Origin of the sequence: Pseudarthrobacter sp. S3 (assembly GCF_050156905.1) — a bacterium.
Classification (GTDB): Bacteria; Actinomycetota; Actinomycetes; order Actinomycetales; family Micrococcaceae; genus Arthrobacter.
On record NZ_CP189583.1, the window covers coordinates 1,725,685 to 1,738,659 of the forward strand.

General features: G+C 64.9%; 10 protein-coding genes and 1 pseudogene. 9 read left to right on the forward strand and 2 right to left on the reverse strand.

The window, feature by feature from the left end:
• Positions 1–136: 136 nt before the first annotated feature.
• Both ACQCSV_RS08350 and ACQCSV_RS08355 read left to right on the forward strand, forming a co-directional pair.
• Positions 137–2,035 (forward strand): AMP-binding protein, encoded by a 1,899-nt coding sequence (locus ACQCSV_RS08350; protein ID WP_426939545.1) that lies wholly within the window; start codon positions 137–139, stop codon positions 2,033–2,035.
• Between the two features lie 128 nt (positions 2,036–2,163).
• A pseudogene (locus tag ACQCSV_RS08355) lies at positions 2,164–3,259 on the forward strand (pyridoxal-phosphate-dependent aminotransferase family protein).
• A gap of 32 nt (positions 3,260–3,291) precedes the next feature.
• On the opposite strand, the gene ACQCSV_RS08360 reads toward ACQCSV_RS08355, so the two are convergent.
• Together ACQCSV_RS08360 and ACQCSV_RS08365 are read right to left on the reverse strand one after the other, a co-directional pair.
• On the reverse strand, positions 3,292–4,005 hold the full coding sequence (locus ACQCSV_RS08360; protein WP_354154398.1) for a response regulator: 714 nt from the start codon (positions 4,003–4,005) through the stop codon (positions 3,292–3,294).
• The gene (locus ACQCSV_RS08365) at positions 4,002–5,642 is read right to left on the reverse strand and encodes an ATP-binding protein (RefSeq protein WP_354224554.1); all 1,641 of its coding nucleotides are present in this window, start codon (positions 5,640–5,642) and stop codon (positions 4,002–4,004) included. The genes ACQCSV_RS08360 and ACQCSV_RS08365 overlap by 4 nt, the downstream gene beginning before the upstream one ends.
• Before the next feature lie 146 nt (positions 5,643–5,788).
• Between ACQCSV_RS08365 and ACQCSV_RS08370 the strand changes: the two genes are divergently transcribed.
• The 7 genes from ACQCSV_RS08370 (at position 5,789) to cmk (ending at position 12,967) form a co-directional block, all read left to right on the forward strand.
• A complete protein-coding gene (locus ACQCSV_RS08370) occupies positions 5,789–7,132 on the forward strand; it encodes a cation:dicarboxylate symporter family transporter (protein ID WP_354154396.1) in 1,344 nt (447 codons plus the stop codon).
• A gap of 242 nt (positions 7,133–7,374) precedes the next feature.
• Entirely contained in the window at positions 7,375–8,274 is a 900-nt protein-coding gene (locus tag ACQCSV_RS08375; protein ID WP_185263190.1) for a ParA family protein, read from the forward strand.
• Positions 8,275–8,281: 7 nt separating this feature from the next.
• Positions 8,282–9,094, forward strand: coding sequence for a ScpA family protein (locus ACQCSV_RS08380; protein WP_354224556.1), 813 nt, complete (start codon positions 8,282–8,284; stop codon positions 9,092–9,094).
• Positions 9,091–9,741, forward strand: a complete 651-nt coding sequence (gene scpB / locus ACQCSV_RS08385) for an SMC-Scp complex subunit ScpB (RefSeq protein ID WP_354154394.1) — start codon at positions 9,091–9,093, stop codon at positions 9,739–9,741. Before ACQCSV_RS08380 ends, scpB begins: the two co-directional genes overlap by 4 nt.
• 110 nt (positions 9,742–9,851) lie before the next feature.
• Positions 9,852–11,141 (forward strand): pseudouridine synthase, encoded by a 1,290-nt coding sequence (locus ACQCSV_RS08390; RefSeq protein WP_354154393.1) that lies wholly within the window; start codon positions 9,852–9,854, stop codon positions 11,139–11,141.
• A gap of 3 nt (positions 11,142–11,144) precedes the next feature.
• Positions 11,145–12,254, forward strand: a complete 1,110-nt coding sequence (locus tag ACQCSV_RS08395) for a prephenate dehydrogenase (protein WP_426939465.1) — start codon at positions 11,145–11,147, stop codon at positions 12,252–12,254.
• Entirely contained in the window at positions 12,254–12,967 is a 714-nt protein-coding gene (gene cmk, locus ACQCSV_RS08400; RefSeq protein ID WP_354154391.1) for a (d)CMP kinase, read from the forward strand. Before ACQCSV_RS08395 ends, cmk begins: the two co-directional genes overlap by 1 nt.
• The last annotated feature ends 8 nt before the right edge of the window (positions 12,968–12,975 follow it).

Below are 12,975 nucleotides of genomic sequence, written 5' to 3' on the forward strand. Positions count from 1 at the left end.
TACAAAATTTGCTAAATAGCCCAGTAAAAGCCGGTTAGTGGGGGAAATTATCGCACGTATGTATACATAGGTCTTGTCTGGGGAGGGTTGCCCGCATAGCATGGTGGCAACACAGCGACGTGAACTGGAGCCCATGATGGTCAGCGGAAATTACCGGGAAGCATATTCGCGCAGCATCGAACAGAAGGACGCCTTCTGGCTCGAGGCAGCAGGCGGCGTGACCTGGTCCAGGACTCCGGAAACGGCGCTTGATGGATCGGCCGCCCCGCTGTTCCGCTGGTTTCCCGATGGCATACTCAATACGAGCTACAACGCCCTGGACCGCCACGTTGAGGCCGGCCGCGGGGACCAGGCTGCCCTCATCTACGATTCCGCGATGCTGGGGATCAAGCGCACGTACAGTTACGCCGAACTGACAGACCTCGTGGCACGGTTCGCGGGTGTGCTGCGCTCGCAGGGAGTCCGCAAAGGGGACAGGGTAGTCATCTACATGCCCATGATTCCCGAGGCCGCCATCGCGATGCTGGCGACGGCCCGGCTCGGGGCCGTGCATTCGGTGGTCTTCGGCGGGTTCGCGCCCAAGGAACTCGCCGCCCGCATCAAGGATGCTGGTCCGGCAGCGATTGTGACGGCATCGGGAGGGATTGAGCCCTCACGAAGGGTGGAGTATCTTCCGGCGGTTGCCGAAGCGCTCGAACTCGCCGGTGCCGGGCAGACGCCCGTCATCGTCAAGGGCCGGGAAGGCTTTGCGCACCACGCCTCCGAGTATCCGGACTGGCTGGACTGGGGCCGGTGCATTAAGGCTGCCGCCCCGGCGGCAGCAGTGGACGTCGCAGCAACCGATCCCCTGTACATCCTGTACACCTCGGGCACCACCGGCACGCCGAAGGGGGTGGTTCGGGACAACGGTGGCCATGCTGTCGCGCTCAGCTGGACCATGGCAAACATCTACGACGTCGGTCCGGGTGACGTGATGTGGACCGCGTCCGACGTCGGCTGGGTGGTGGGGCATTCCTACATTGTCTACGGCCCGCTGTTGTCCGGTGCCACCACTGTCCTCTTCGAGGGCAAGCCCGTGGGGACCCCTGATGCGGGAGCATTCTGGCGCGTCGTGCAGGACCACAAAGTCAACGTCCTGTTCACTGCGCCCACTGCCCTCCGCGCGATCCGTAAGGCAGACCCACATGCTGCGGAACTGGCCCACTACGACATTGAAACCCTTCGATCGCTGTTTGCCGCCGGCGAGCGGCTGGACACGGACACCTACCGCTGGGCAGGTGAGGTCCTGGGTGTTCCGGTGGTGGACCACTGGTGGCAGACCGAAACTGGCTGGGCCATCTGCGCCAACCCGCGCGGGCTGGAGGACCTTCCCTTCAAGCCCGGGTCACCGACAGTGCCCATGCCCGGCTTCGACCTGAAGATTGTGGACGGCTCCGGAGCTGCGGTGCAGCCGGGGGAGGAGGGCAACATTGTCCTGCAGCTTCCCTTGCCTCCCGGCACCCTGACCACCCTCTGGCAGAACGACGACCGTTATGTATCCTCGTACCTTGCGGCCTTTGAAGGCAGCTACGCCACAGGCGACAGCGGCTACCAGGATGCCGACGGCTACGTCTTTGTGATGGGCCGGACCGACGACATCATCAACGTGGCTGGCCACCGGCTGTCCACCGGCGCGATTGAGCAGGTCATTGCCAGCCACCCCGCAGTCGCCGAATGTGCCGTGATCGGTGTGGCGGATCCCCTCAAGGGTCAGCACGCCAGCGGCTACGTGGTACTCAAGGCAGGCGTGACCGCCAACGGGAACGAGGTGGTCCGCGAGCTGATCGCCCTTGTCAGGAAGGACATCGGGCCGGTGGCCGACTTCAAGCACGCCGCGGTGGTCGAAGCACTCCCCAAGACCAGGTCAGGCAAGATCCTGCGCAAGACCATGCGCCAGATTGCCGACGGCGACGACTACATTGTGCCCTCAACGATTGAGGATCCGGAGGTGATCGGGCAGTTGCTGGGCGTGCTCCGGCCGGAAAGCGCCGTCTAATACCCGCTGTAATACCCCAAGACCCAAAGAAGTCTAGGCTGTGAGCCCCCGGCAATGTTCTTCTTCGCCGCCATTGTGGTTGTGATCGGCCCGACAGGGGCAAAGCGTCCCCCAACGAAGGAGTTCCAATGCCACAGGCTTTGACGTCGCGGTTCCTGTTCGGTCCGGGACCGAGCAACTGCTACCCGGAAGTGACCGCCGCGTTGGCGCATCCGGTGATTGGGCACCTGGATCCCGTCTTCATTGAACGGCTCGACAACACCTGCGAGGGCCTCCGCACGGTCTGGGGGACTCGGAATGCCCGCACTCTGCCTTTGAGCGTCACCGGTTCCGGTGGTATGGAAGCGGCTTTTGTGAACACCGTGGATGACGGTGACGTGGCAGTGATCGCCGTCAACGGGCTCTTCGGTGAACGCATGTGTGAGGTGGCCCGCCGCTGCGGCGCGACTGTGGTGCGCGTTGACCACGAATGGGGTACGCCCATCGACGTCGAGCGCGTTCTGACCGTTCACCCACAGCCGAAGGTGATTGCGGCAGTCCACGCCGAAACGTCAACGGGCGTCCTGTCCGACGTCGCTTCGCTCGGGCAGAACAAGGGTGATGCGCTGTTGATTGTTGACGCCGTCACATCCATCGGCGGGCTGGAGCTGCGCGCCGACGACTGGGGAATCGACGTCGGCTATGCCGGCACCCAGAAATGCCTCGGTGTGCCGCCGGGACTCTCCCTTCACAATGTCGGGCAGGGCCTTCGAGCGAAGAATCAAGGATCCCCGCTCCTGGTACCTGGACGTCGGCCTGCTGGGCGGTTACGCCGGGGCCGCCACCGGCAGCGGACGAACGTACCATCACACGCCACCGGTGACAATGATCGCCGGATTGGAGGCGGGATTGCAAAGAATTCTGGCCGAGGGACTGGACACGGTCCAGGCGCGCCACCGCGCGGCAGGGGCCGCGTTGCAGGCGGGGCTCCAGGAGATGGGACTTGAGCTGTTCGCGGCCGAGGGCCACCGGCTGCCCAGCCTTACCACTGTCAAGGTCCCGGACGGCGTCAACTCCGCGGCCGTACGCCATTATCTTCTGGAGCATTTCAGCATCGAGATTGGCTCAGGGGCGGGCAAGTACGCTTCCAGCATCTGGCGGATCGGCCTGATGGGCCCCAACGCAAACGCCGCGTCGGTGACCCTGGTGCTGGGGGCTCTGAAGGAAGCCATCTCCGCTGCCTAGCCTGGGGCTCCAGGGAAAACATGCCTGTAGTATCAGGGCCGCTTCCAGGCGTACTCGTTTTCCGGCCGGCCGGGCGTGCCGTAGCGGGGCGCCCGGGAGGCGATGCCGGCGTCGGCGAGGTATTCGAGGTAGCGGCGGGCCGTCACCCGGGACATTCCAAGCGCCACCATGACCTCTGTGGCCGAAACGGATCCCGAGTTGTGTTTCAGGTAGTCCCGGACCGAGCCCAGCGTGGAGACGGAAAGGCCCTTCGGGAGGGGCATTTCAGATGGCGCCCGGAGGCTTGCGAAGGCCTGGTCAACCTCGCTCTGGGATGCGCCGGTCCTCCCGGCTCCGGACCCAGGGGTTGCCAGCTGCTGCCGGAACAACCGGTAGCTCGAGAGTTTGTCTTCGAACGTGGCAAAGGTGAAGGGCTTGATCAGGTACTGCACAACACCGATGGCCACCGCGCTCCGGACAATCGCCACTTCCCGAACCGCGGTGATCGCAATAATGTCCGCGAGGATTCCTGCCGCACGCATCCGCCGGGCGATGTCCAGGCCGTGCAGGTCCGGCAGGTTCATGTCGAGCAGGACCAGTTCCACCGGCTCGCCAGCAGCGGCGAGCTCGCCCAGCAGCCTGAGGGCGGACTGGCCGTCAGGGGCCGTTCCGGCCAGCATAAATCCTGTCATCCTGCCCACGTAGGCTGCGTGCGCGGCCGACGCCACCGGCTCGTCTTCCACAACGAGGACGCGGATATCGGTCACTGGAACTGCTCCTCTTTGTCGGTTCCGGCGGCCATGGCCGGCAGGAAGACCTGGAAGCGTGCGCCATCCGTGCCTGTGATGCTCATGGTACCGTCCAGTCGCTGCACGGCCTGGCGGACGAGGGCCAGGCCAATGCCGCGTCCGAAGGGGCCGGATGCCTTGGTGCTGAAGCCGTGCCGGAAAATATCCTCCACGGCTGCGGGGTCCACGCCCGATCCGGAATCCTCCACGGTGATGTCCAGCCCCTCGGCGTCTGACTCAACGGTCAGTTCCACAGTCCTGGGGGCCGCGCCGTCCGCGGCGGCGTCGATCGCGTTGTCCAGGAGGTTTCCCAGGATGGTGACGAGGTCCTGGACCGCGAGGCCCGCGACGGACGCGGACCCGTCGGTGGAGAGCGTCAGCTTCACCCCGCGCTCGTTCGCTTCCGCAGCTTTGCCCATGATCAGGGCGCTCAGGACGGGTTCGTCCACGGAGCTCACCATCTCGTCAGTCAGTTGCTGGCTCAGTTCGAGATCCTTGGTGGCGAATTCCAGGGCCTCCCGGGTCCGCCCCAGCTCCAGCAGGGAAACCATGGTGTGCAGCCGGTTGGCGTGCTCATGGGTCTGGGCACGGAGGGCGTCGGACAGCGTCCGCATCGTTTCCAGCTCGCTGCCCAGTGATTCGATCTCTGTCCGGTCGCGGATGGTGGCCACGGTGCCGAACACCGGCGCCCGGCGGAGGCCGCGGGAGTCGGGCCCGACGGCCGGGCCCTGGTTCACCACCACAATCCGCGGGCCTGTCAGGTGAATTTCATCGTGGGCTGCACGGCCGGATTCGAAGAGTTCTTTCAGGCTGGGGGCCAGCGGAAGGTTCGTCAGGAAGGGCGGCCGCGACGGGTCGTCTGCCGAATCGCGGGGCTGCAGTCCCAGCAGCTCGGCTGCCTGGTCGTTGTACATCACCACCCGGCCTTTGGTGTCGATCAGGATCAGACCCTCACGCACGGAATGCAGGACCGATTCGTAGTAGGCGAACAGCTGCGCCAGCTGCTCCGGACCCCACCCCCTGGTCACCCGGCGCAGGTAGTGGCCCAGCAGCCAGGAAGCCAGGGATCCGCCTACCAGCAGGGCCAGGCCGAGACCCAGCAGGGCGGGCAGCCGGCCGGAGAGCGCCACGTCCACAGTCCGGACCGTAACGCCGGCAGCGACCAGTGCCTTGACGTTGCCCGCCGCATCCTTAACCGGAACAACCGTGCGTACCGACGGGCCAAGCGTTCCTGCTGTGACCTCGGTGAACACCTCCCCGCGCAGGGGAGCCTCAATCGAGCCGATGTACGGCCTGCCCAGCTCCTCGTTCCGGGGATGCGTCCAGCGCGTCCTGTCCGGCGCCATGATGGTGAGGAAGTCCACCCCGGACCCGGCCATAACGTCCAGGGCGTAGGGCTGGAGCAACGCGGACGGATCCGTCTGGTCTGCGGCCTGGCGGACCAGTGGATTAGCGGCGACGGCGGCAGCAACACCCGTCATCCGCCGGCCGGCTTCCTCATAGCTCCGGTCCCTGGCATCTACGAACGCAACGGTGCCCGCAATCGCAATGAAGGCCAGCACAATGAGCAGATTCGCCACAAACAGCCGGCGCGCGATACTCCAGCGGTGGATCATCAAGCACCTCCCATGACCAATATGAACGCAACCGTGAGCTAAGTCACGGTATGGCCAATGATGGATATCACACCGGACCGACGCGAAGAGCCCAGAGAATGCGCCGCAGCGTCTACCAGATTATCCATATATCAAGGAGACACATCATGGCTTCTCAACGAGGAGAGTCGCTCGGCACCGTGAAAACGCGTCGCAAGGGCCTGGACAAATCCCATTACCTATACATTGCCGTTATTGCCGCCGTTATCCTGGGCGCCGTCGTCGGCCTGCTGTTTCCCGAGGTTGGCAAATCACTGAAGCCGCTCGGCGACGGCTTTATCAAGCTCATTAAAATGATGATTGCACCGATCATCTTCTGCACCATCGTCCTGGGCATCGGCTCCATCGCCAAAGCCGCGACGGTCGGCAAGGTGGGCGGCCTGGCGCTGGGCTACTTCTTGCTGATGTCCACGTTCGCGCTCGGCATCGGCCTGGTAGTGGGCAATCTGATCCACCCGGGTGAGGGCCTCAAGCTCACGCCCTACGACCCCACCAAGAAGGCTGCTACGGACAGCACTGTGGACTTCCTGCTGGGAATCATCCCTTCCGACGTCCCGGTCCTGCCGACGCTGTTCGCAGCGATCCTGGTCGGCTTTGCGCTCCAGAAGATGGGCACGCAGGGCGCCCCGATCCTCAAGGCCATCGGCCACGGCCAGGTGCTGGTGTTCCGCATCCTCATCATGATCATGTGGCTCGCCCCCGTGGGTGCCTTCGGCGCCATCGCCGCCGTGGTCGGTGCGACGGGCTTCCAGGCGATCGTCAGCATGTTTACCCTGATGATGGCCTTCTACATCACCTGCGCCCTGTTCATCGTCGTCATCCTCGGCGGACTCCTGCGGCTGGTTGCCGGTGTCAACATCTTCAAGCTCATGAAGTACCTGGCCCGCGAGTATCTGCTGATCTTCTCGACTTCCTCTTCGGAAGCAGCCCTGCCGCGCCTGATCGCCAAGATGGAACACTTGGGCGTCTCCAAGCCAGTTGTCGGCGTCACCGTCCCCACCGGCTACTCGTTCAACCTGGACGGCACGGCCATCTACCTGACCATGGCCGCCCTGTTCGTAGCCAACGCGATGGGCACCCCGCTGGATTTGGGCGCCCAGATTTCCCTGCTGGTCTTTATGATCATCGCCTCCAAGGGCGCTGCCGGCGTCACCGGTGCCGGCCTGGCCACCCTTGCTGCAGGCCTCCAGGCGCACGCGCCGCAGCTGCTGGGCGGCGTCGGCATGATCGTGGGCATCGACAGGTTCATGTCCGAGGCACGTGCGTTGACCAACTTCACCGGCAACGCCGTCGCCACCGTACTGATCGGCACCTGGGTCAAGGAAATCGACAACCAGCAGGTCGGCAAAGTCCTCTCGGGCCAGGCCCCCTTCGACGAGCAGACAATGATCGCAGGACACGGCGAGCCGTTGTCCGATTCCCCCAAGGCGCCGGCGCTGGCCAACGCGTAAGCGGCCGTCGGCACCGAATCATGAACACGCAGGAATGCCCGCACAGCCCCGGCTTGCGCGGGCATTTTCTGCGTCCGGCGGCCTAACCTTCGACCTCTAGTAGAAGGTAAAGGCTCAGATTCCCGCTAAAGTCAAGTTCCCTCGAATACCGTGTCGGGGCCTGTAGCCTAGGTTGAAAGCAGGATCAGCGCTGGAGCTCCAGCGGCAGGAAAATCACCGTCATCGAAAGTGTGGATAGATACGTGAGCAGCGAACAGGGTTCGGCAACTCTGGAAGGCACGGAACTCGATCTGGAAGACGCCGTGATGGGCCCCACCGGGCGCCCCCACCGCGAATTTCCGGAACCCGCCCCGCTGTCGTCCCACGGTCCCGCGCGCGTGATCGCAATGGTGAACCAAAAGGGCGGCGTTGGTAAGACCACGTCCACCATCAACCTGGCAGCGGCCCTCGCCGAATACGGCCGCAAGGTACTGCTGGTTGACTTCGATCCGCAGGGTGCGCTGTCCGCGGGCCTCGGCATCAACCCGCACGAACTGGACCTGACGGTGTACAACGTCCTCATGGATCGCAAGGTGGACATCCGCGACGCCATCCACCGGACCGGCGTTGAAAACGTGGACCTGCTGCCGGCCAACATCGACCTTTCCGCCGCAGAAGTGCAGCTGGTCAACGAAGTGGCCCGTGAACAGGTCCTGGACAGGGCGCTGAAAAAAGTCGAAGACGATTATGACGTTGTGCTGATTGACTGCCAGCCCTCCCTCGGCCTGCTGACGGTCAACGCCCTGACCGCCGCCCACGGCGTGATCATTCCGCTGATCTGCGAGTTTTTCGCCCTCCGGGCGGTAGCCCTGCTGGTGGAAACCATCGACAAGGTCCAGGACCGGCTGAATCCGGGCCTGCAGGTTGACGGTGTCCTCGCCACGATGTACGACGCCCGTACGCTCCACAGCCGGGAAGTCATCACCCGCCTGGTGGAAGCCTTCGGTGACAAAGTCTTCGAGACTGTCATCAAACGTTCCATCAAGTTCGCGGACGCCACCGTCGCGGCCGAGCCGATCACCAGCTACGCCGGCAGCCACATCGGTGCCGATGCCTACCGCCGCCTGGCCAAAGAGCTGATTTCGCGCGGCGGAGCGCCCTAGCCAGGCCGTGGCCGAGTCCAAACCCGGCTTTGAGGTGCGGCTGGCCAACTTCACCGGCCCGTTCGACCTCTTGCTGGGCCTGATCGCCAAGCACCAGCTGGATATTACCGAGGTGGCCATTGCCACCGTCACTGATGAGTTCATCAAGTACATCAGGAAGCTGCAGAAGCTCGGCGCGGAATGGGAACTGGACGAAGCCAGTGAATTCCTGGTCATCGCCGCCACCCTCCTGGACCTCAAGGCGGCGCGGCTCCTGCCCGCCGGCGAGGTGGAGGACGATGAAGACATCGCACTGCTGGAAGCGCGGGACCTCCTTTTTGCGAGGCTTCTCCAATACAAGGCATTCAAACAGGTGGCGGCCCTGATGGCTGGAACCCTTGAACGGGAAGCCGGCCGGTTCCCGCGTCAGGTGTCCTTGGAGGAGCACTTTGCCGCCATGCTCCCGGAACTGGTGTGGAGGCACTCGCCGGAACAGTTCGCCCGCCTGGCCGAGTCCGCCCTGAAGCCCAAGGCGCCGCGGCCCACCGAGGTGGGCCTTTCCCACCTGCATGGCAGTGCCGTCAGCGTGAAGGAACAGGCCGAGATCCTCGGGCTCCGGCTCCAGCTGGGAAAGCCCCTCTCTTTCCGCGCGCTGATCGCCGACGCCGCTTCCACGATGATAGTGGTGGCCAGGTTCCTGGCCTTGCTGGAGATGTTCCGGGACAGGGCAGTGTCCTTTGACCAGGTGTCGCCGCTTGGCGATCTCACCGTGCACTGGACAGTGGATGGCCGGGAATGGTCAACAGAAAACCTAAGCGAAGAATACGAGGAACTGCCGTGAGCCAAGAACTTCCGGATCCGGGCGTCGACGTCCGGGATCTTCCCGGCGGCGCCGGGGCTGCACTCGAGGCGGTCCTGATGGTCCTGGACCAGCCGGCCACCGCCATCGAACTGGCCGCCGGCCTGAATCTGACCGTCGCCGTCGTCGAGCAGTTGCTGGCGGAACTGCAGCGGGAGTATAGCGGCTATACTGTTAAAGCCCCGGACATGGACGATGCCAGCGATGCTGGTTTCAGCGCCAGCCCCCGGGGTTTCGAATTGCGGAACATCGCCGGTGGCTGGCGGATCTACTCCCGCGCAGACTTCGCCGAGATCGTCGGACGGTTTGTGCTTGAGGGTCAGACGGCCAGGCTCACACAGGCAGCTTTGGAAACACTGGCCGTCATCGCGTACCGCCAGCCTGTCTCCAGGGCCAGGGTGTCCGCAATTCGAGGAGTCAATGTCGATTCTGTCGTACGGACATTGACCCAGCGCGGGCTGATCGAAGATTCAGGACATGATCCTGAGTCGGGTGCCATCCTCTACCGGACCACGTCGTATTTCCTGGAACGGATGGGAATCGGCTCCGCAGCGGAACTGCCTCAGCTTTCACCCCATCTTCCGGGGCTTGAGGGCATCGCGGAGTTCTACAACGCCGACAGAATGTAGGCGGGAAATCCCGCGTGCGCACACGAATATTCATAAGTGCAGATAATTTCTGCATGGCTGGCTAGGGTTGTCCTTGGGCAACCAGCCGGCCAAATAACGAAGGACGGGTCATGACACAGGCGGGACGCCAGGGTTCACCACGTAATAGTTCGGGACGCAACAGTTCAGAACGCAATGCCGGACAGGGCGGCGCGAGCCGCAATCCAGCGGCCAGCCGTAACCCTGCACAGGGCGGCGCCAGCCGTAACCCTGCACAGGGCGGCAGCGGCCGCCCCAGCGCGGCAGGCGGCGGTTTCCGTGCCGGCGCCGGCAAGCGCAATGCTGGATTCGGCGGCGGAGACCGCCCGCACAAGGCCCCGAGGCCGCGCGAGGAGCCATTTGTCGATCCCGGTGATGCCCCGGCGTCGCCGCCGGCCGGCCGCGGTGCCTCCGACTGGAAGCCTGCCGGCAGCACATCAGCGCGCAAGCCTGCCGCCCGCAAGCCGGGCGCCAACAAGGCTCCCGGCACTCCGGGCGCGCTCAAGCCCAAGCCGCGCACCGGCCGGCCCGGAGCCGCGGCCTCCCGCGCCTTTGGCAGCGAACGTTTCGGCCAGAACCTTGGTCCCGTGCGCAAGCCTGCCCGCCAGCGCGGACCCCGCGGCTCGGTTCCGCAGTCTGAAATGCACGACGCCGATGGCACCCGCCTGCAGAAGGTCATGGCACAGGCCGGCGTGGCGTCGCGCCGCGTCTGTGAAGAGATGATCTCCGAAGGCCGGGTGGAAGTCGACGGCCAGCTGGTCACTGAGCTTGGTGTCCGCATTGACCCCAAAACAGCCGTCATCCACGTGGATGGCCTGCGCATCCAGCTGGATGAAAACCTCGTCTACATGGTCTTCAACAAGCCCAAGGGCGTGGTGTCCACCATGGAGGACCCCGACGGCCGTCCCTGCATCAGCGATTTTGTGCGGAAGACCCACCTGGGCGAACGCCTGTTCCACGTGGGCCGGCTGGACGTTGCCACCGAAGGGCTGCTGCTGCTGACCAACGACGGCGAACTGGCCAACCGGCTGACCCACCCGTCCTATGAGGTCCCCAAGACCTACCTGGTCCAGGTCCGTGGTCCGTTCCCGCAGGGCGTCGGCGCCCAGCTCAGGGAAGGTGTGGAACTTGAGGATGGCTTCGCCTCCGTTGACTCCTTCAAGCTGGTGGACTCCACTCCGGGCCACGTGCTGATCGAAGTGGTCCTGCACTCGGGCAAGAACCGGATTGTCCGGCGTTTGTTCGACGCCGTCGGATTCCCGGTCCTGCGCCTGGTGCGCGTCAAGGTGGGCCCCATCGGCCTGGGTGACCAGCGCCAGGGCAGCATCCGCAACCTTGGCAAGCAGGAAGTCGGCCACCTGCTGGCATCCGTAGGACTCTGAGGCATGTCCGCATTTCGTTCCCACGGGCGGGGACACCTCAACGGACCGGTCGTGGTGATTGGCACCGGCCTGCTCGGTGCCAGCATCGGGCTTGGCCTGCGTGGACGCGGCGTGCCAGTGTTCCTGTCTGACCCGTCGCCCACCAACCAGGCGGTGGCCGTCGATATCGGTGCCGGCCAGCCCCTGGACCAGCTCGGGGACGCGGCGCCGGAGCTTGTGGTGGTGGCGGCACCGCCGGACGTGACCGCCGACGTCGTGGCGCGGGCGCTTGCCGACTACCCGGATTCCGTGGTGGTGGACATCTCCAGCGTCAAAGCCGCCATCCTGGCGGAGCTGGGCGGCCGCGGCGCGGGCCTCAGCCGCTATGTGGGCACCCATCCGATGGCCGGGCGCGAAAAGTCCGGTCCGGTTGCGGCCCGCGGCGAGCTCTTCACGTCCATGCCGTGGGTGGTTTGCCCGGGCCCGGAGTCATCCGCAGCGGCCGTGCAGACGGCGCGTTCCTTGGCGACCGACCTGGGCGCTGTGGTTTCCCAGTTCACCGCCGACGAACACGACGAAGCCGTGGCCCTGGTGTCGCACCTGCCCCAGATCATGTCCTCCCTGCTGGCCAGCCGGCTGCAGGGGACGCCGCTCAATGCGCTGTCCCTCGCGGGCAACGGGCTCCGGGACGTCACTCGGATCGCCGCGAGCGATCCCACGCTGTGGGTCCAGATCCTGGGCGGTAACGCGGGGAAGGTCGTGGAGATCCTTTACGGGGTCCGCGCGGACCTGAACCGGCTCATCGGCACGCTCGAGGAACCGTTGGCGCCCGGCGCCAGGCTTGACCTGGCCCAGCTGATCAGCGAAGGCAATGCCGGGCAGGCCCGTATCCCGGGCAAGCACGGTGGGCCGCCGCAGGCCTACTCCTGGCTCACGGTCCTGGTTGATGACCGGCCGGGACAGATCGCGCAGCTCCTCACCGAAATCGGTGAGATCGGCGTGAACGTGGAAGACCTGCGGCTGGACCATTCCTCGGGCCAGAACGTGGGCATGGTGGAACTGTCCGTGCTGCCGAACAAGCATGACCATCTGATCGAAGCACTCAACGACCGCGGATGGCGGGTATTGCAGTAATGACACAAGAACTTCTTGACACCCTTCCGGCCTTGCGCCTCGGCAGACCCCTGGTGGTGGCCATCGACGGGCCGTCAGGCTCTGGCAAGTCCAGCGTGAGCAAGGAAGTGGCCCGCCGGCTGCACCTTGCCTACCTGGACACGGGCGCCATGTACCGGGCCCTGACCTGGTTCTGCGTCACCACCGGAATCGAACTCAGCGACGCCGCTGCCGTGGAGCAGGCTTCCCGGGACCTGGTCCTGGAACTGAGCACCACACCGCGGGAGGACTACGTCCGCGTGGATGGGGCAGATGTTACGGACGCCATCCGCGAACCGGCAATTTCTTCAGCGGTCAGTACGGTGGCCACCACCCTTGGTGCCCGGACCGAACTTATCCGCCGGCAGCGTGAGCTTATTGAAAAGCACCACCGCCGCATCGTGGTGGAGGGCCGGGACATCACCACCGTCGTCGCGCCGGGCGCTGAAGTCCGCATGCTGCTCACGGCCAGTGAGGAAGCCCGGCTTCGCCGCCGCGGCATCCAGCTGGGCGGCACGCAGAATGCGGAGCAGCTCACCGCCCAGGTAACCCAGCGCGACGCCAAGGATTCCACGGTGGTGAACTTCACCCAGGCTGCCGACGGTGTTGTCACCCTCGATTCTTCCGATCTGGACTTCGCCGAGACCGTGGATGCGGCGCTTGTGATCGTCACGAAGGTGCTCAACCGTGACTGACGGCGGCG